This window comes from Pseudomonas sp. FA117 (assembly GCF_057370475.1).
This window is the reverse complement of sequence record NZ_CM170675.1, coordinates 859,387-877,744: the sequence shown is the minus strand read 5'-3', so window position 1 is coordinate 877,744 and position 18,358 is coordinate 859,387. Positions and strand designations below refer to the sequence as shown.

Sequence of the window (18,358 nt, the reverse complement as noted above, 5' to 3'; positions counted from 1 at the left end):
TGGAATCCGACCATGACCACACCTCACTACATCGACGGCCGCTGGGTCGAAGGCCAAGGCAACGACAGCATCAGCGTCTGCGATCCCTCGCTCGGGGTGCCGTTCGCCGAACTGAAATCGGCCAGCGCCGCCCAGGTCGACCAGGCGGTGCGCGCCGCCCGACGCGCCCTGCCCACCTGGAAGAACAGCGCCGCCGCCGAGCGGGCAGCCCTGCTGCGCGGTTTTGCCGAGCAGTTGACTGCCCGCCGCGAAACGCTGATCGCGCTGCAGATGCGCAACAACGGCAAGCCGCGTCATGAAGCCGAGATCGACCTGGACGATGCGGTCGCAACCTTCGCCTACTACGCGGAACTGGCCGAACAGCTGCCACAGAAAAACCGCGACGTGCCCCTGGCCGCCCCGGGCTTTACCGCTCGCACCCGCCTGGAGGCAGTCGGCGTGGTGGGCCTGATCGTGCCGTGGAACTTCCCGCTGGTGACCAGTGCCTGGAAACTCGCCCCGGCCCTGGCCGCCGGTTGCACCGTGGTGCTCAAGCCGTCGGAGGTCACCCCGCTGGTCGAGCAGGCCTACGGGCAGATTGCCGAGCACCTTGGCCTGCCGGCCGGGGTGCTGAACATCGTCAACGGCAAGGCCGAGACCGGTGCGGCCCTGAGCGGCCACAACGGCCTGGACAAACTGTCGTTCACCGGCAGCAATGCCGTGGGCAGCCAGGTCATGCGCAGCGCCGCCGCGCAGTGCCGCCCGGTGACGCTGGAGCTGGGCGGCAAGTCGGCCATCGTGGTGTTCGACGACTGCGACCCGGACCAGGCGGTGGAGTGGATCATCGCCGGCATCACCTGGAACGCCGGACAGATGTGCTCGGCCACCTCGCGCCTGCTGGTACAGGATGGCATTGCCGATACCCTGCTCCCACGCCTGCAATCGGCACTGGAGAAATTGCGCGTGGGCAACCCGCTGACCGACGACGTCGAAATGGGACCACTGACCAGCCAGGCCCAATGGCTCAAGGTTGCAGGCTATTTCGCCACAGCGCGCGAGGAAGGGCTCGAGTGCCTGGCTGGCGGCAAGACGCTGGACCGTGACGGCTGGTTCGTCAGCCCGACGCTGTATGTCGATGTGCCCGAGACCAGCCGCTTGTGGAGCGAAGAGATTTTCGGCCCGCTGCTGTGCGCACGCCGCTTCGCCACCGAGGCGCAGGCGATCGCCCAGGCCAACGACAGCCGCTTCGGGCTGGTGGGCACCGTCTGCTCGGCCGACCTTGAACGCGCCGAACGCGTGGCCGATGCGCTGGAGGTCGGGCATGTGTGGATCAACTCGGTGCAGGCGGTGTTCGTCGAGACTTCATGGGGCGGCACCAAGGGCAGCGGGATCGGACGCGAGCTCGGGCCTTGGGGCTTGTCGGGGTATCTGTCGGTGAAGCATGTGACGCGGTGCCTAGGCTAAGGTCTCGGTGATGCAGTTGGGGCCGCTTTGCGGCCCCATTTGCATCACACCGACTCGTCTGTCGCGCGCGTGCCTTCCTGCAGCAACACCATGCTCTGTGGCGACGACAGCGCGATGCCCTCTTCACGCAAACGGCCAAGAATGGCGAACAGCAGGTCGCTGCGTGCGCCGGACACCTGACGCGGCCCGGCCACGTAGCCGCTGGCGCTGAGCACCATGCCGCTGGCGGTCAGGTCCTTGAACGTCACCGAGGGCGCCGGAGCATCGAGGATCGCCTCGTGGTCCTTGTAGGCCTGCAGCAGCAGCTCGCGCACGTGGTTGGCATCGGTCTCCAGCGGCAGGGTCAGGGTCACGCCCACCACGCCCAAGGCGTTGGCCATGGTAACGTTGCGCACGTTCTGGGAAATGAACTGCGAGTTGGGGACGATCACCGTCGAACGGTCGGACATCTGGATCTCGGTGGCGCGCACGTTGATGCGCCGGATATCACCTTCCACACCCGCCAGGCTGACCCAGTCGCCCACCTTCACCGGACGCTCGGTGAGCAGGATCAGGCCGGAGATGAAGTTCTGCACGATCTGCTGCAGACCGAAACCGATACCCACCGACAGCGCACTGACCACCCAGGTCAGGCTGGTCAGGTTGATGTGCAGGGTCGACATCACCAGCATGGCCAGGAACAGGAAGCCCAGGTAGCCGACCAGCGTCACCAGCGAGGCACGCATGCCGGCATCCATGTCGGTTTCCGGCAGCAGGCGCTCGCTCAGCCAGCGCTTGACCACGCGGATGGCCAGCATGCCGCCGAGGAAGATCGCCACGGCCAGGAAGATGTCCTGCGGCACGATGTTCAGGTTGCCGAGGATCTTGCCACCGCTGCCATCCCAGTCGGCCAGGCTCAGCAACAGCTCGCCGGGGCTGGTGCCCGAAGGCATGAAGGCCAGCAGCGCAGCACTGAACAGCAGCACCGTGCGGCCGATGCCGGCCAGCACCGTACTGGCCTGGGCCTGGTGGCGCTGCTGCAGGCCCAGGGCCGAGGCCAGCGCCAGACCACCGGGCTGGCGCGGTGACAGCAGCGTCTCGCAGAGGTCGCCGAACACGGTCACCAGCAGGTAGGCACACACCGCCACCACGCTGATCCACAGGAGCTTGGCGGTAAGGAAGTAGGCCAGGGTCAGGTAGCCGGCCAGCAGCGCCAGCAGGATTGCAAGGACCCACACCACCACCACGAACGGAATCAGCCCGGCCAGCCCCGCCGGGCGTTCCAGCCCATGCTGGCGCCGGGTGCGGCGGTAGCGCACGAGCACGGCGACGAACAGCAGCGACACCACCAGGGCGGTCAGGCCGTTGGTGGCCAGGGTCAGCGCGAGGCTGGTGCCGATCACGCTGTTGATGCGCTCCTGGGTCAGCAGCAGCACCAGTGCCAGGGCCAGCGCCTGCGGGAACCAGCCCAGGGCGCTGGCCACTTCGTCCGGGATCGGCGGCAGGCGCCAGGACGGGCGCTGCAGCATCAGCATGGCCCGGCCCAGGCCGGAGATGAAGGCACTGAATACCACCAGCGTCAGCACGTGGTTGGTCAGGCTGGCCAGGTCCGCGCCCAGCTCGGCGCTGCTTTCCAGCCCCCAGCGCAACAGCGACACCGAGCCCGAGATGGTTGCCAGCGTCGCCAGCGCCACGCTCAGGGCCAGGGCGCTGCGACGCAGTCGGCCTTCGGGCAGCCAGCGGATCATGGCATCGGCCAGCAGGCGCTCGAGCACCCGCCGGACCAGGGTCCAGACCAGCACCGCAGCCAGCAGCGCCGCGATGAACAGCCAGCGGTGCTCGGCACTGAAGGCACTGGCCACGGCATCGGCCGCCTCACCACGCAGGTCGCGCAGGCGCGACACATCTTCATCGGTCGGTCGGATCAGGCTCGACCAGAACGCCGGGCTCAGCGGACTCGCGGCGCGGCTGGTGATCTGCGAGTTGAACAGGCTGCGGCGCAGGTTGACGATCTGCGTCGACAGGTCGCGCGCCGACTGGGTGAGCTGGGTGGCTTCGGTCTGCTCGTCCACCAGCGTCTTTTTCTGCCTGGCCAACTGCTGGCGCTGGCGCGTCAGGCTTTCGGCTTCCTCCGGCTGCACCGGCCCCAGCACATTGAGCTGATCGTCGAGCCGGGCAACATCGGCAGTACGCTGGGTCGCCAGGGCATCGGCCTGACGCTGGACCTGCAGCGCCGACTGGCGCAGCTGCGAGAGCAGGTCGTCATTGGCGTTGCTGGTCACGCCCTGGCGGATCTGGTCGAGCCGGTCGCTCAAGTCTTCAAGGCTGGCATTCTCGTCCAGCACCTGCTGCTCGGCCGCCGCCAGGCTCGACACCGGCGCGGCAGGTGCCGCCCAAGCCGGCGTTGTCACCCACAGCATCAGGGCCAAAATCCCTACGCAAAAACGCTCAAGGCTCACACGCCTCATCGAACTTCCCTCTATACAACTCGATAGGCGGAGGATTCTACGCTGCCTGCCGACGAAAAGGCCCCAGGTTCGACAGGCACAGGCCCTGACAAAGCAACCGTTCATCGCCAGGCGGCCACAACCTGCGAGACAAATTCCTGGTATGCCATTGCTCCGGCAGCATCGCTCCGCATAGAATTGAGAACTATTCACAATCATATTCCCACCTTCCTCCCCACCAGGGCCGCCGCCACGATGCAGATGAACGACATGCTCAAGCCTGCCGAAATCGATCTGCTCTACCAGAGCCACCATGCCTGGCTGCGCGGCTGGCTGCGGGCCCGGGTCGGCTGCCGGGAAAACGCCGCCGACCTTGCCCAGGACACCTTCGTGCGCCTGCTGCGCGCACGCCAAGGCTCGCCGCTCAAGGAGCCGCGTGCCTACCTGAGCAGCATCGCCCGAGGCCTGATGATCGACCAGTTCCGCCGCCGGGCACTGGAACGCGCCTACCAGGAGAGCCTGGCCGCACTGCCCGAAGGCGAAGCCCCCAGCGAAGAGCATCGCCTGGTGATCCTCGACACCCTCGAACGTCTGGACCGCGCCCTGCACCTGCTCAAGCCGCGGGTGCGCCAGGCGTTCCTGCTGGCCCAGCTCGACGGCTTGAGCATCCCGCAGATCGCCTTGCGCCTGGAGGTGTCGCGGGCCACGGTCGAGCGCGACCTGGCACGGGCGCTGGGTACCTGCTACCGGCTGCGCTACGCCGATGCCTGAGCGCATTCCCGCCCAGGCCCAGGTCGACCAGGCGATCGACTGGCTGGTGAAGCTGCGCTTCGACGACCCCTCGCCGCACCATGAGCAGCAGTTCCAGCACTGGCTGAACAGCCATCCGCACAACGCCCTGGCCTGGCAGCGGGTCAACAGCCTGGGCAATGAACTGGCCGGGCTGCCGCCCGACCTGAGCCGGCGCACCCTGGAAGGCACCCGCCGCCAGCGCATGAGCCGACGCGACAACCTCAAGCTGCTGGCCGCCTTCGCGGTGGTCGGCGGCGCCGTGTGGACTGCCCGCGCGCCCCTGGGCCTGCCCGCCCTGATGGCCGACAGCCGCACCGCCACCGGCGAGCGCCGCGACCTGCACGGCAGCGATGGCAGCCGCATCCAGCTCAACACCGCCAGCGCCATCGACCTGCGCTACAGCGCCGACCAGCGCGTGCTGACGCTGATCAGTGGCGAAGTCAGCCTGGAGTGCAACGCCAACGACAACCGCACCTTCCACATCGACACTGCCATCGCCGACCTGGACACCCGCAACGCGCAACTGCTGCTGCGCGAGAACGACGAAGGCCTGCTGCTGGCCGTGCGCCGTGGCGAGGCACTGCTGTTCCCCTCTTCCACTCGCCCACGGTGGGTGAAGACCGGCGAGGTGCTGCAGGTGAGTGCCTCGGGGCTGACCGAGGTGGCCACCCTGCATGGCGACCCGTGGGCCTGGACCGAGGGCGTGCTCAGCGTGCAGCAGATGCCGCTGGGGGATTTCGTGGCCGAGCTTTCCCGTTATCGACCGGGCTTGCTCCGATGCGCCCCCGAGGTTGCCGGGCTCAGGGTGTCGGGCACTTACCAGCTGGCCGACACCGATCAGATCCTGCTGCTGATCGCGCGGGCCCTGCCGGTGCGCATCGATTACCGCACGCGCTACTGGGTAAGCATCGGCGTGGCCTGACGCAGGTCGCTCGAACATATAAAAAATAAATGAGGTGGAATCTCATTCTCGTCCGGCCTGAAGGGACAAAGCCCGAAAAGTGGTCTACCCCAACCTTCAGGAGCGTTTCATGATTCGCCCGTGTTCCCCCCGCAACGACAGCCTGCGCCGCGCGATCCACGCCGCTGCCTTCGGCCTGGGCCTGGCCAGTTCGGTTCTCCCGACCCAAGCCCTCGCCGCCCCGGCCAGCCAGAACCAGCAGATCGCCTGGAACATTCCCGCAGGCCCGCTGGCCCCCGCGTTGGACCAACTGGCGCGCCAGGGCGGTCTGAACCTGTCGTTCGATGCGAACAGCCTCAAGGGCAAGACCACCCAAGGCGTGCAGGGCAGCTACGACAGCGCCCGGGCCCTGTCGATCCTGCTGCAGGGCAGCGATGTGCAGGTCCAGCAGCAAGGCGACACGAGCTTCCTGCTGATCCCGGCGATGGACGTCGGCGATGCGCTGGAGCTGGGCGCCACCAGCATTTCCAGCGACCGCCTGGGCGAGACCACCGAGAACACCGGCTCCTACACCACTGGCGCGGTGACCATCGGCAAGACTCCGCAGAGCATCCGTCGCACCCCGCAGTCGGTGACCGTGGTCACTCGCCAGCGCCTCGACGACCAGAACATCACCAACCTCACCAACCTGCTCGAACAGACGCCTGGCGTGGTGGTCAACCTGACCGACAGCGAGCGCGTGCAGTACTTTTCGCGCGGCTATTCGATCGACGCCATCCAGTACGACGGCGCCACCGTCGCACAGGGCAGCGGCAATGGTTCGTTCGTACAAAGCGATGCGGCGATCATCGACCGCGCCGAGATCCTGCGCGGGGCCACCGGCATGCTGCGCGGCGCAGGCAACCCGTCGGGCACGGTCAACCTGGTGCGCAAGCGCCCGACTGCGCAGTTCCAGGGCCAGGGCAGCGTCACCCTGGGTTCGTGGGACGCCCAGCGCTACGTCGCCGATATTTCCGGGCCGCTGACCGAGACCGGCAACGTGCGCGGACGCCTGATCGCGGTGCACGATGAAAAAGACCATTTCCAGGAAGCGCGCCAGGAGCGCAAGGAAGTGCTGTACGGCGTGGCCGCCTTCGACCTGAACGACAGCACCACCCTGACCACCGGCCTGGAGTGGACCAAGCTCGACACCACCGGCTCCTGGGGCGGCCTGCCGGCCGACTACAACGGCAAGCCCCTGCCGCTGGGGCGCAGCACCTACCTGGGCGCCGACTGGAACCGCTGGAACCGCAGCAACCTGCAGACCTTCGCCGAACTCGAGCACCGTTTCGACAACGACTGGAAGCTCAAGCTGATGGCCCAGCGCACCGAGTTCAAGCTGGCCGACGACGGCTTCAAGCAGACCTTCATCAGCCGTGCCACCGGGGCCGCCAACCCGACCAACAACCCCTACCTGATGAACTACCAGGTCACCGAAGGCGATGACGGCGAGAGCCTGCAGAACAACCTCAGCGCCACCCTCAACGGCCCGTTCGACCTGCTCGGGCGCACCCACGACCTGATGCTCGGCGTGGAGCGCATCCGCAACGACTCCTCGCCTTCGGCGACCAACTTCGTCACCAACGGCGTGTTCGACATCCGCCAGTGGGACCCGAAGACCAGCCTGCCCAACCCGAACATCGACATCACCGCCCACCCGGTACGCACCCGCACCACCCAGGAGGGCGCCTACGCCACCTGGCGCATCTCGCTGGCCGACCCACTCACCGCGATTATCGGCGCGCGCGCCAACTGGTACGACTACGAGCAGGAAAACAACGTCCGTTCCAACGGCAAGTTCAGCGTCGACAACAAGATCGTGCCCTACGCCGCACTGATCTATGACCTCAACGACAACTTCAGCACCTATGCCAGCTACACCGAAATCTTCAACCCGCAGACCGCCACCGACGTCAGCGGCTCGGTGCTCGCGCCGGTCACTGGCGAAGCCTACGAGACCGGTATCAAGGGTGAGTTCTACGAGGGTCGGCTGAACACCTCGCTGGCGTTCTTCCGCATCTACCAGGTCGGTAACCCGCTGGACGACATCAGCGGCCCCAACCCCTGCCCGCCGAACTACGCCAGCGGCTATTGCAAGGTCGCCGCCGGCAAGAACCGCAGCCAGGGCTTCGAGCTGGAGATTTCCGGCGAAGTGCTGCCGGGCTGGAATGTCAGCGGCGGCTACACCTACAACACCACCGAATACCTGAAGGACACCACCAGCAACACCGGCAATGCCATCCGCACCACCGACCCCAAGCGCATGCTGCGCCTGTTCACCAGCTACCGCCTGCCAGGCGAGCTGGAGGCCTGGACCATCGGCGGTGGCGTGCAGGCCCAGAGCGACATCTACAACCGCAGTGGCAACGCGGTGGCCACGCAGTCGGGCTATGCGGTGTACAACGCCATGGTCAACTACCGCTTCAACGACAACTATTCGTTGCAGCTCAACGCCAACAACGTCTTCGACAAGAAGTACTACCGCCAGGTGGCGCCCACCGCGACCGGTTACTACTGGGGTGATCCACGCAATGTGTCGGTGACCTTGCGCGGCAGCTTCTGACCTTCAAGCTCTGCGCCCGCTCCCACCAGACCTGCAGTGTCCATGTGGGAGCGGTTCACCGCCCCGACTTGCCCGCCAACAAGCCTCACTGGCCCTGACTGACTTGCACAGCACCCCGCCCAGCCCGCCGCCAGGCCTGCCGCGCAAAGCACACGAACAACCCCGCCATCAGCGCCAGCGCCATGGGCAATCCATGCGGCGCCACATCCATCGCCGCGCCACTGACCAGTGGTCCGACCAGGCTGCCTACCCCCCACAACAGGCCGACACTGGCATTGGCGGTCACCAGGTCCTGGCCTTTGAAGCGCTGCCCGATCAGCACCAGCGCCAGGGTGTAGATCCCACCCGCGACGGCGCCGAGCACCACCAGCAGTGGCCACAACAACCAGCTCATCTGCAATAGCCACGGCAAGGCGATGCCGATGGCCATCGCCACCAGGCCGCACGCCAGGTGCAGCCCGGTGCGCTCCACGCGGTCCGCCAGCCAGCCCAGCGGGAGCTGGAACAGCATGTCGCCGGCGAACACCACGGTCACCATCAGTGCCGCAACGGCCACGGCGAAGCCATGGCTGGTGGCGTACACCGGCAGCAACGACAGCACCACCGCATCGAAGAACGAGAAGAACAGTACCGCCATGCACAGCGCTGGCGCCACGCGGAAGAAGCCTGACAGGGTGAAGCTCTTGTCACCCTCTTCACCGTGCTCGACGTGGTCGTTGGGCACGGTGCACAGGATGCACAGCAAGGCCAGGCCGTAGCAGGCGGTGACCACACCGGTCACCCAGGGGCTGTTGGCCCCCACCAGCGCCAGCATCGCCGGCCCCAGCACCTGGAAGCCGGTGAAGCTGGTGGCGTACAGGGCCATGATCTTGCCGCGATTGTACTCCGGGCACAGCTCGTTGACCCACGACTCGCCGAGGATGATCGCGATGCCCATGCCGATGCCCAGCGCCAGACGCAGCAACGCCAGCAGCCAGATCGAGGCGAACGACCACTCCAGCAGGCCGATGCTCAGGGCGCAGAGGCTGAAGCACAGCAGGTAGATGGTGCGCCGGGTCAGGTGCCGACAGCAGGCGTCGACCATGAACGCCGACAGCATCATCCCGGCAGCGGGAATGGCCGAGACGATACCGATTTCCAGGGTGCCGGCCCCCGCCTCGTGCAGACGCAACGACACCAGCGGCAGGCTGGCCCCCAGGCTGAAGCCCACCACCGACACGGCGAACAGCAGGCCCGCCAGCAAACGCATGTTCATGTATCACTCCACTGAAAAAGACGTGCAAACGCAGGCGCCCACGGCCACGCCGAGGCGGCGCAGCACAAAGGGGCGCAGATCAGTTCAGTGCGAGGTGTGTGGCGAGAAGGTGAAGGCGAACAGGACGCTGCGCCGGCGCTTGAGCACTGTGTCGCTCGGCCACGCGCGACGCGCTGTCGGGGCGACAGGCAGGCAGGTGTGGCTGAGGAGGTGTGGGGGGCGCATTGCTCGGGTCGCAGAGAAAAATGAAGGAGCAGGCACTCTAGGCCAGGGCTGATCGTTCAGTCAACTGCGCGGCCCCTCTCGCGGGTTCACCCGCGAAAGGGGCGCAACAGGCGCGCTGAGATCTCAACGCTTACCGGTAGACGGCAGGAACACCGCCAGCAACCCGAACAACGGCAGGAACGAACACAACCCATACACGTATTCGATCCCGCGCAAGTCAGCCAGATAGCCCAGCAACGCGGCACCGATCCCGCCGAAGCCGAACATCAGCCCGAAGAAGATGCCCGCGATCATGCCGACGTTCCCCGGCACCAGTTCCTGCGCATATACCACGATCGCCGAGAACGCCGAGGCGAGGATGAAGCCGATCACCAGGCTCAGCACGGTGGTCCAGAACAGGTCGGCATAGGGCAATGCCAGGGTGAACGGCGCCACGCCCAGGATCGAGAACCAGATCACTGCCTTGCGTCCGATGCGGTCACCGATCGGACCGCCGAAGAACGTGCCCGCTGCCACCGCGCCGAGGAACAGGAACAGGTGCAGTTGCGAACTGGCCACCGACAGGTCGAATTTCTCGATCAGGTAGAAGGTGAAGTAGCTGGTGAAGCTGGCCATGTAGAAGTACTTGGAGAACACCAGCAGCCCGAGCACGATCAACGCGGCCAGCACGCGCTGGCGCGACAGGCCGTGGGTGGCGGCTGCGGCCTTGCGCGCCTTGAACTGGTTGAGGTGGTCCTTGTACCAACGGCGCAGCAGCAGGGTCACGCCGAAGAAGAACAGTGCGGCCAGGCCGAACCAGGCAACGTGGCTCTGGCCGAACGGAATGACGATGGCTGCCGCCAGCAGTGGGCCGAACGCAGAACCGGCATTGCCGCCCACCTGGAACGTCGACTGGGCCAGGCCGAAGCGCCCGCCCGAGGCCAGGCGCGCGATGCGCGAGGTTTCCGGGTGGAAGGTCGACGAGCCGATGCCCACCAGCGCCGAGGCCAGGAGGATCATCGGGAAACTGCCGACGAACGCCAGCATGACGATGCCCACCAGGGTGCACAGGGTCCCCAGCGGCAGCAGGTTGGGCGTGGGCCGCTTGTCTGTGAAGAAACCGACCCAGGGCTGCAGCAGCGAAGCGGTGACCTGGAAGGTCAGGGTGATCAGGCCGATCTGGGCGAAGCTCAGGTCGTAGTTGGCCTTGAGCATCGGGTAGATCGCCGGCAGTACCGACTGGATCAGGTCGTTGATCAGGTGCGCAAGTGCGCAGAAGGTGATGATCCGCATCACCAGCGGGCTGCTGCCGGAGGTCGGCGCGGCGCTGCTGGTGGGAGGGCTAATCGGGGTACTGCTGATGGCCATGGGCTCGACATCCGTGCTCAGTCAGGTTGGCATCCGATTATTAGAAACATCTGGATACGAAGCCACCCTTAATTTGTTTTTCTTCGGGGCGACGAGAGATCGGTCGGTACAAACACGCTGTTGATCTTGATCTTGATCTTGCTTCTAAGTGCGCGATAGCTCAGACGCCACAAATCGCGACCTCAGGAGGCCGAGCGTAGGCGTCTGAAGGGCCAGGCGCGCCAGCGCCCTTCGGCGTCAGCCGAAGTCGCCAAGCGAAGTGTTTGCGCAGCAAACCGTAGCGGCGATGGGCCCGGAAGGCGCCGGAGCGAGGGGACCCCGAAGCGCAGCGTAGGGGCCGTATGTGGGAGCCAGCCTTTTTTGGTTACTTTTTGGCTGGGCCGGCACACCGGGCGTTTGCCAAAAAGTGACCCGCCGTAAGGGCGGAAAGGTGATTGAGCCTCACCCTGGCAAACGGATATTCACTCCATTCATGCAGCCATGCACCTCGCCTCAAAGCGGCTAAAAAAGAGCGATGATGCGAAAACCGTGTGCATATCCATTTGCCAGTGTGAGGCCCAATCACCTTTTCGCTTTTACAGCGAGTCACTTTGCTCGCGGGCAAAGTAACCAAAACCGCCTCGCTCCCACATACGGCCCCTACGCTACGCTCCGGGGTCCCCTCGCGCCGGCGCCTTCCGGGCCCATCGCCGCTACGGTTTGCTGCGCAAACACTTCGCCTGGCGACTTCGGCTACGCCGAAGGGCGCTGCGCGCCTGGCCCTACAGGCACCTCTGCTCGGCCTCCTGAGGTCGCACCTTGTGGTGTCTGATCCATCGCGCGCTTAGAAGCCACAGCAAGAGCAAGAGCAAGAGCAAGAGCAAGAGCAAGACCATCCATCGCGCACCCACTTGCAAATGGTTCTCACTATATTTAGCATCCTCAGACCATTCCCCTCCGCAAACACCGGGCCGAACCGCCCTCTTCGCGAGCAGACCGATCCCATGAACCCGATGCCCGCCGCGCAGTTCGATCACGACCCCCAACGCGAAGCGCTGGAATGGTTCGCCCGCCTGCGCCAGCCCGGCAACGACGAGCGCCAGCGCAAGGCCTTCGCCCTGTGGTGCCAGGACCCGGACAATGCCCGCGCCTTCGCTGCACTGGAAAGCCGCTGGCAACAGCTGCAGAGCCCCCCTGCCCGACCGCGGCCACGGATACTCGCAGCGCGCCGCAGCCACTGGGGCAAACTGCTGGGCGTGCTGTTCCTGTTGCTGCTGGCGGCCCTCGCCTACCTCTACTGGCCGCTGATGCAACGCCTGGGCAGCGAGCTGCACACCGCTGCAGGCGAGCGCCGCAGCCTGCGCCTGGCGGACGGTTCGACCCTGCATCTGGACAGCGCCAGCGCCATGAACGTCGACCTGCGCGGCCGCACCCGCCACCTGCAACTGGTACAGGGCCAGGTGTACCTTGAGGTGATGCTCGATGGGCGCGCCCTGGAAGTGCAGGTGGACGAGGCGCGGATCCAGGTGTTCGGCACCCGCCTGATGATCGCCCGCAGCAGGGATCACGACGAACTGGTGGTGCTCAGCGGCAAGGCCATGCTCAACCAGGGCGGCGACCAGCGCATGGTGTCGGCGGGCGAGCGGGTCAGGTTCACATCGGGACGCATCGAAGCGGTGGAAAAGGTCGACGTCAAGACCGCCGATGCCTGGCGCAGCGGGCAGCTGGTTGCCCGGGACATGCCCCTGCACCAGGTGCTGGAGCGTCTGGCCGGCTATCGGGGTCAACGGGTCTGGCTGATGGACGAGCAGACCGCCTATCGGCGGGTCAGCGGCGACTTCAACCTCGACCGCCCCGCAGAAACCCTCGACAGCCTCGCCTCCGCCCAGCATCTGCAGGTCAACAACCTGCTCGGCCACTGGCTGATCGTCCGCTGAGACGGGCCGCCCGGCTAAGTTTTTGAAAGCGTGCAGATTTTTTTTGAAATGAGTGTTGACAGAGGGGCATTACAAGAGAATAATGCGCGCCAGTTGGCTACATAGCTCAGTTGGTTAGAGCATAGCATTCATAATGCTGGGGTCCGGGGTTCAAGTCCCTGTGTAGCCACCAAACTCCGAAAAGGGCTTACCGCAAGGTAAGCCCTTTTTCTTTGCCTGTGTCCCGTCCTAAATAAGGTTTACACCTCCCATCCCGAATTTCCGGAGAGTCAGATGGATCAAGGTGTAAAGCGCACACAGCGTGATTACTCGCTGTCTTTTAAATTGGCAGTGGTCGATCAGGTCGAAAAAGGCGAGCTGACCTGCACCCAGGCCCGGGAGCGGTACGGCATCCAAGGAAAATCTACGGTTCTGGTATGGTTGCGTAAGCACGGTCGGCAGGATTGGAGCCAGGGGGCCTCGATCCGCGACGAGAGGAGCTGCGCGATGTCTGACCCCAAAACGCTCACTCCAGAGCAGCGAATCAAAGAGCTTGAGCAGCAGCTTGAGCTGATGAGTCAGAAGGCTCAGTTCTTTGAGACGGTCGTTGATGTTCTGAAAAATGACTACGGTGTATCGGTCGTAAAAAAGCGATCCGGCAAGTCCTCACGCAAGCTCAAGTCGCAGGGCTGAGCATTGCCAGGGCTTGTCAGTTTCTAGGCATCAGTCGACAGGCATACTACAAGCGCAACCAAGCCGCTGATGACAAAGAGCGCCAGACGGATCGAGTGGTTGAGTTCGTACAGCAAATCCGGATGCGTCAGCCTCGTCTGGGTACACGCAAGCTGCACTATCTGCTGCATTGCCAACCTGACAGACGAGTCCAGGTCGGCCGAGACAGGCTTTTCCAGGTCTTGGGTGAGCGCCGCCTGCTAGTGCTGCCTAAGCGGGCGTATCACAAGACAACGCAGAGCTTTCATCGCTTCTATCGTCACCCCAACTTACTCAAGCCCGGGCCAAGCCAGATTGTTCCGACAAGGCCGGAACACGTCTGGGTTGCCGACATTACTTATCTGCCCGCCCGTAACGGCCCGCTGTATCTGAGCCTGGTAACGGATGCGTACTCCAGGAAAATTGTTGGCCACCACGTCCATGAAAGCCTGCATGCCGAGTCAGTGGCGCAAGCCTTCAAGCAGGCCTTACGAAAGCGACGTCGTCGCCAGCCATTGGTCCACCATTCGGATCGAGGCATCCAATACTGCTCGACGCTGTACCAGTCACTGCACCAGCGGCACGACGTTCAGTGCTCCATGACTGATGGGTATGACTGCTATCAGAACGCGCTGGCGGAGCGCATCAACGGAATCCTCAAGACGGAGCTGCTGTTGAGGAGCCCCGAAGATCTTGAGCAGGCGAGGAAGATGGTTGATGAGGCAGTGCAGATCTACAACACAGAACGGCCCCATATGGCCCTAAAAAACAAAACGCCCGATGCGGTGCATCGGGCGTTTTGAGGCCTGTCGGCTTACCTGAACAGGTGTAAACCTATTTCAGGACTAGACACCACCATGTCCATGAAAGCCTGCATGCCGAGTCAGTGGCGCAAGCTTTCAAGCAGGCCTTACGAAAGCGACGTCGTCGCCAGCCATTAGTCCACCATTCGGATCGAGGCATCCAATACTGCTCGACGCTGTACCAGTCACTGCACCAACGGCATGACGTTCAGTGCTCCATGACTGATGGGTATGACTGCTATCAGAACGCGCTGGCGGAGCGAATCAACGGGATCCTCAAGATGGAGCTGCTGTTGAGCAGCCCTCAAGATCTTGAGCAGGCGAGGAAGATGGTTGATGAGGCAGTGCAGATCTACAACACAGAACGGCCTCATATGGCCCTGAAAAACAAAACGCCCGAGGCAGTACATCGGGCGTTTTGAGGCCTGTGGCCTACCTGAACGGGTGTAAACCTATTTCAGGACTAGACACTGCAATAATGCCCGCTCAGCGTACCCCCGCCACGGCCACCGCCAGGCCCAGGCCGATCAGCGCCACTCCAATCACCCGGTCCACCAGCACCTGCCGCTCGATCATCGCCTTGCGCAGGCCAGCGCTGGAGAAAAACACCGCCACCAGGCTGAACCACGCCCAATGGGCAAACGACATGAAGGCGCCATACCCCAGGTTCAGCGCCAGTGCACTGTCCGGTTTCACCACCTGGGTGTAGGCGCTGATCACGAACAGCATGGTCTTGGGATTCAATGCGTTAGTGAGAAAACCGGTGCGCAGCGCGGCGAACACACCCGTCGTGCTCGTCTGTACCAGGCCATCGAGGCTGATACGCCGGGTATTGGTCAGCGACTTGTAGCCGAGGTAGACCAGATACCCCGCCCCCAGGGTCTTCATCAGCAGGAACAGCGTCGGGCTCTGGCTGATGAGCACGGCAATGCCGAACAGGGTGTACAGCACATGCACCTGCACCCCCAGGGCAATCCCCAACGCCGCTGCCAACCCGGCCCGGCGCCCCTGTGCATAACTGCTGCGGGTGACCATGGCGAAGTCGGCACCCGGGCTGATGACAGCCAGGAGCGTGAACAGGGCGACAGCAATCAATTCGGTCATTCGGGAGCCTCGATAGGTGACAAAAACACACAGAAGCCACGATTATCGAAGAGACCTACCTCAGGAAAAAAACGATTACAACGCAAGCTTATCTGCTAGTTTTCGTCACCTATGACCAAGTTGAAACCGACCCGGTCCAGACTCAATGGAATACGCCATGAAGCTGCCGCACCTCACCGCCCTGCGCTACTTCGACAGCGCCGCTCGCAGCGAAAGCTTCGTGCGGGCCGCCGAGCAACTGCACGTCACCCACGGTGCCGTCAGCCGCCAGGTGCGCCTGCTCGAAGAAGGCCTGGGGGTTCAATTGTTCGAGCGCCGCAACCGCGCGGTCTTCCTCACCCCCGCCGGCCGCGCGCTGCTCGATACCACCCAGTCGATCTTCGAGCAGCTCGCCACTACGGTGCAACGCCTGCAGCAGCAAGCGCCGGACAACATCCTGGTGCTCTCGTGCGAACCGACCCTCGCCATGCGCTGGCTGATCCCGCGCCTGCCAGACTTCCACGCCAGCCATCCGGACCTGCAACTGCACCTGGTGGCCGCTGGTGGCCCGGTTGATTTCACTCGCGGTGGTATCGACCTGGCGCTGCGCCGCGACGACTTCCACTGGGATCGCCAACTGCACAGCCTGAAAATCTGCGACGAATGGATAGGTCCGGTTGCCCGGCCAGGCCCGTTCGTCACGCTCGACGGCCAGCGTCTGCTGCACAGCAACAGCCGCGCCAGCGCCTGGAACACCTGGCTGCGCCTGAGCGGGTGTAGCGCCGCAACTGCCGAGCGCAGCGACTACGAACACTTCTACCTGTCGATCCAGGCCGCCAGCGCCGGGCTGGGGCTGGCCATGGCCTCGGCGTTGATGGTCCGCGATGAACTGGACGGCGGCCAGTTACAGGCACCCTGCGGTTTTCTACGCGACGGCTCGGCCTACCACCTGCTCAGCCCGCGACCGCTGGATGATGGCAGCAAGCGCCAGCGCTTCGCTGACTGGGTCGTGCAGCAGTGCCGCAGCAGCCTGGATCAGCTGGGCCTGGCGCAGAACGAAGACCCGGCGCTGCCGTCGCCACCCCAGGTACGATAGCCCGCGGTGTCGAGGTGGATACGCCCGGAAGGATAACGCCCAAGCCCCATGTTCCAGGCTTGGCCATGCTGTTGCCAGAACGCGCACAGCGGATTGGGATCGGCCCAGTCCGGCAGCAACAGGTCGACGGCGAATGCCCGGGTATGCGCGCTACCGACGGCGCCACCGGCACAGGCGTTGAGCGCAGGGTCACGGTAGGCGGACACTACTTCGAAGCGGCGCAGGATGCCCTGCTCATCGAGGGTGCGGATCAGCGTCAGGGTCGAACGCACTGCCGGCCACTGCGCCCTGGGTGGCACAGCGAAGGGTGAGGCGCGACACAAGCGCCAGTCCGACGCCGAGCGCAGCAACTCATGGATCGGAACCACCCCGTACAGCCGCGCCTCCACCAGCATCTGGCGAAATCCGCGGGTGTCGTGATCGCCCGCCCACAGTGCGAACATCCGCACGTCGCGCTCCTCGGCAACCGCCAGGTTCATGCCGACAAGCGACGTCGCCAACAGCCACGCCCGCGCACTGTTCATCCCCCACCCTCTTCATCCAGTATGAGCAGCCGCCGCCCCTGGCGGCCAATGACAAGGAGTTAAGCATGCAAAAGCTGGCTGTATCGGCGCTGGCCGCCTTCGCCTTCAGCGGCGTGGCCCTGGCGGATGCGCAGATCGAGCTGGGCGACGCGCAGCGGGTCACCCGCCTGTTCGCCTTTCCCAACAACTGCCACGTGATCTGCTTTCGCGACTGGACACTGGAGCAGACCGTCGAGCACTACCTGACCCAAAGCGTACGCCGCGACGGTTACGCCACTGCAAAGGTGCAGGTCAGCCGTGACCACGACAAGCTGCAGGCGCACATCAGTGAAGTTCCGGCCAGCTACGCCGAGCCGTTGCGCAAGCTGCTCGACAGCGGTGAGCTGGCTTACCAGGGCGCGACCCGGCTGAACAAGGACGGCAAGTGGGCCTACGACTGGTACCTGTTCCTGCCGCTGGGCATGGCCCTGGAAAACCGCCGCAGCATCGAGCTGCTGCACTTCCCGCCGGACTATTCGCTGACCCAGGCCCAGGACTACCTGCGCTCCAACACTACCGATCGCTGGGCGCAGTTGCTGACGTTCAACGGTGTCGATGCCAGCCAGACCCCGGCCTACCAGACCATCGTCGACATTGCCCCGATCGCAGCGCCCGCCAGTGCCGGCAAGGACCTGGAAGGTACCTACAGCTATTTCAGCGACTACCAGACGCGGATGGTCGGCGAGATGACCCTGCGCCGCGGCGCCAGCCCCTTGCCGATGGTCGCCTTCGGTGCTCCGGTACGCAGCTGGATCCAGCAGCAGTACGGGCCGAGGGTCAATGTACTGGGACTGGTCAGCATCAGCCCCGAGGCGGGCAGCCAGGTGCCGGTACTCGGTGCCAACCACCCCAGCGCGATCTGGTATGCAGCCGACAAGAACAACACCGGTGGCGATCAGGACAAGGCCGATGCGGCAGGCCTGAAGATGATGGGCCAGGACCTGACTGCGGCCTGCTGGCAGGCGGGCATGGGGCGCAACCCGCAGGCCGACGCCAAGCTGACCCTCGATGCCTGCTCGACCAAGTGGCAGGTGACGCAGAAGAAGCAGACCTGCGAACTGTTCTACCGCACCATCCGTGACATGACGCCAGAGCAGGCGGCAGCCAAGTGCAATACCGGGACGGTAACGCGCAGCCTGCGAGATCTGCGCAAGCCGGTCGAAGTGGAACAACCGCAACCCTGAGGTGGAGCCATCGCGGGCTCGTCCCGCGATGA

The 18,358-nt window shown here is 64.6% G+C and carries 13 protein-coding genes, 1 tRNA gene and 1 pseudogene; 10 read left to right on the top strand and 5 right to left on the bottom strand.

The genetic code is table 11. From position 1 onward, the window contains the following. Positions 1-12: 12 nt before the first annotated feature. The gene (locus AC1TXO_RS04130; RefSeq protein WP_486405154.1) at positions 13-1,443 is read left to right on the top strand and encodes an aldehyde dehydrogenase family protein; all 1,431 of its coding nucleotides are present in this window, start codon (positions 13-15) and stop codon (positions 1,441-1,443) included. A gap of 44 nt (positions 1,444-1,487) precedes the next feature. On the opposite strand, the gene AC1TXO_RS04125 is transcribed toward AC1TXO_RS04130, so the two are convergent. After that, positions 1,488-3,890: a DUF3772 domain-containing protein gene (locus AC1TXO_RS04125; protein ID WP_486405153.1), complete on the bottom strand. Its 2,403-nt coding sequence runs from the start codon at positions 3,888-3,890 to the stop codon at positions 1,488-1,490. A 234-nt stretch (positions 3,891-4,124) separates the two neighbouring features. Here AC1TXO_RS04125 and AC1TXO_RS04120 point away from each other — a divergent pair, with 234 nt between their 5' ends. The 3 genes from AC1TXO_RS04120 (at position 4,125) to AC1TXO_RS04110 (ending at position 8,164) form a co-directional block, all read left to right on the top strand. Then, a complete protein-coding gene (locus AC1TXO_RS04120; RefSeq protein WP_486405152.1) occupies positions 4,125-4,640 on the top strand; it encodes a sigma-70 family RNA polymerase sigma factor in 516 nt (171 codons plus the stop codon). Further along, positions 4,633-5,583, top strand: coding sequence for a DUF4880 domain-containing protein (locus AC1TXO_RS04115; protein ID WP_486405151.1), 951 nt, complete (start codon positions 4,633-4,635; stop codon positions 5,581-5,583). The genes AC1TXO_RS04120 and AC1TXO_RS04115 overlap by 8 nt, the downstream gene beginning before the upstream one ends. Positions 5,584-5,692: 109 nt before the next feature. Beyond that, positions 5,693-8,164: a TonB-dependent siderophore receptor gene (locus AC1TXO_RS04110; protein ID WP_486405150.1), complete on the top strand. Its 2,472-nt coding sequence runs from the start codon at positions 5,693-5,695 to the stop codon at positions 8,162-8,164. Positions 8,165-8,249: 85 nt separating this feature from the next. On the opposite strand, the gene AC1TXO_RS04105 is transcribed toward AC1TXO_RS04110, so the two are convergent. Together AC1TXO_RS04105 and AC1TXO_RS04100 are read right to left on the bottom strand one after the other, a co-directional pair. Continuing rightward, positions 8,250-9,419 (bottom strand): MFS transporter, encoded by a 1,170-nt coding sequence (locus AC1TXO_RS04105; protein WP_486405149.1) that lies wholly within the window; start codon positions 9,417-9,419, stop codon positions 8,250-8,252. A gap of 348 nt (positions 9,420-9,767) precedes the next feature. Beyond that, entirely contained in the window at positions 9,768-10,991 is a 1,224-nt protein-coding gene (locus AC1TXO_RS04100) for an MFS transporter (RefSeq protein ID WP_486405148.1), read from the bottom strand. A gap of 983 nt (positions 10,992-11,974) precedes the next feature. Here AC1TXO_RS04100 and AC1TXO_RS04095 point away from each other — a divergent pair. The 4 genes and pseudogenes from AC1TXO_RS04095 to AC1TXO_RS04080 form a co-directional block, all read left to right on the top strand. Beyond that, complete coding sequence (locus AC1TXO_RS04095; RefSeq protein WP_486405147.1) at positions 11,975-12,907, top strand: FecR family protein; 933 nt, start codon at positions 11,975-11,977, stop codon at positions 12,905-12,907. A gap of 95 nt (positions 12,908-13,002) precedes the next feature. Continuing rightward, positions 13,003-13,079: transfer RNA gene (locus AC1TXO_RS04090), tRNA-Met, on the top strand. Positions 13,080-13,180: 101 nt separating this feature from the next. After that, positions 13,181-14,400, top strand: a protein-coding gene (locus tag AC1TXO_RS04085) for an IS3 family transposase (protein WP_486405146.1) whose coding sequence is annotated in 2 segments (ribosomal slippage) — positions 13,181-13,529 and positions 13,529-14,400 — 1,221 coding nt in all. Because the reading frame shifts where the segments join, the coding sequence is not laid out codon by codon here. Between the two features lie 50 nt (positions 14,401-14,450). Next, positions 14,451-14,822 (top strand): annotated as a pseudogene (locus tag AC1TXO_RS04080) (transposase); the annotation flags it as partial. A gap of 64 nt (positions 14,823-14,886) precedes the next feature. Here the strand turns inward: AC1TXO_RS04080 and AC1TXO_RS04075 are convergent. Further along, on the bottom strand, positions 14,887-15,504 hold the full coding sequence (locus AC1TXO_RS04075; protein WP_486405145.1) for a LysE family translocator: 618 nt from the start codon (positions 15,502-15,504) through the stop codon (positions 14,887-14,889). Between the two features lie 157 nt (positions 15,505-15,661). Here AC1TXO_RS04075 and AC1TXO_RS04070 point away from each other — a divergent pair, with 157 nt between their 5' ends. Then, on the top strand, positions 15,662-16,579 hold the full coding sequence (locus AC1TXO_RS04070; protein ID WP_486405144.1) for a LysR substrate-binding domain-containing protein: 918 nt from the start codon (positions 15,662-15,664) through the stop codon (positions 16,577-16,579). Here AC1TXO_RS04070 and AC1TXO_RS04065 read toward each other — a convergent pair. Further along, entirely contained in the window at positions 16,519-17,103 is a 585-nt protein-coding gene (locus AC1TXO_RS04065; protein WP_486405143.1) for a D-Ala-D-Ala carboxypeptidase family metallohydrolase, read from the bottom strand. The two genes, AC1TXO_RS04070 and AC1TXO_RS04065, sit on opposite strands and share 61 nt — an antisense overlap. Before the next feature lie 65 nt (positions 17,104-17,168). Between AC1TXO_RS04065 and AC1TXO_RS04060 the strand changes: the two genes are divergently transcribed. After that, a complete protein-coding gene (locus tag AC1TXO_RS04060; RefSeq protein WP_486405142.1) occupies positions 17,169-18,326 on the top strand; it encodes a hypothetical protein in 1,158 nt (385 codons plus the stop codon). Positions 18,327-18,358: the final 32 nt, after the last annotated feature.

What these genes read in the sequence shown, in the direction of transcription:
- AC1TXO_RS04100 (WP_486405148.1), bottom strand. Translation starts at nt 10,991, where the DNA reads ATGGCCATCAGCAGTACCCCGATTAGCCCTCCCACCAGCAGCGCCGCG.
- AC1TXO_RS04075 (WP_486405145.1), bottom strand. Translation starts at nt 15,504, where the DNA reads ATGACCGAATTGATTGCTGTCGCCCTGTTCACGCTCCTGGCTGTCATC.
- AC1TXO_RS04065 (WP_486405143.1), bottom strand. Translation starts at nt 17,103, where the DNA reads ATGAACAGTGCGCGGGCGTGGCTGTTGGCGACGTCGCTTGTCGGCATG.
- AC1TXO_RS04110 (WP_486405150.1), top strand. Translation starts at nt 5,693, where the DNA reads ATGATTCGCCCGTGTTCCCCCCGCAACGACAGCCTGCGCCGCGCGATC.
- AC1TXO_RS04120 (WP_486405152.1), top strand. Translation starts at nt 4,125, where the DNA reads ATGCAGATGAACGACATGCTCAAGCCTGCCGAAATCGATCTGCTCTAC.
- AC1TXO_RS04125 (WP_486405153.1), bottom strand. Translation starts at nt 3,890, where the DNA reads ATGAGGCGTGTGAGCCTTGAGCGTTTTTGCGTAGGGATTTTGGCCCTG.
- AC1TXO_RS04105 (WP_486405149.1), bottom strand. Translation starts at nt 9,419, where the DNA reads ATGAACATGCGTTTGCTGGCGGGCCTGCTGTTCGCCGTGTCGGTGGTG.
- AC1TXO_RS04115 (WP_486405151.1), top strand. Translation starts at nt 4,633, where the DNA reads ATGCCTGAGCGCATTCCCGCCCAGGCCCAGGTCGACCAGGCGATCGAC.
- AC1TXO_RS04095 (WP_486405147.1), top strand. Translation starts at nt 11,975, where the DNA reads ATGAACCCGATGCCCGCCGCGCAGTTCGATCACGACCCCCAACGCGAA.
- AC1TXO_RS04060 (WP_486405142.1), top strand. Translation starts at nt 17,169, where the DNA reads ATGCAAAAGCTGGCTGTATCGGCGCTGGCCGCCTTCGCCTTCAGCGGC.
- AC1TXO_RS04130 (WP_486405154.1), top strand. Translation starts at nt 13, where the DNA reads ATGACCACACCTCACTACATCGACGGCCGCTGGGTCGAAGGCCAAGGC.
- AC1TXO_RS04070 (WP_486405144.1), top strand. Translation starts at nt 15,662, where the DNA reads ATGAAGCTGCCGCACCTCACCGCCCTGCGCTACTTCGACAGCGCCGCT.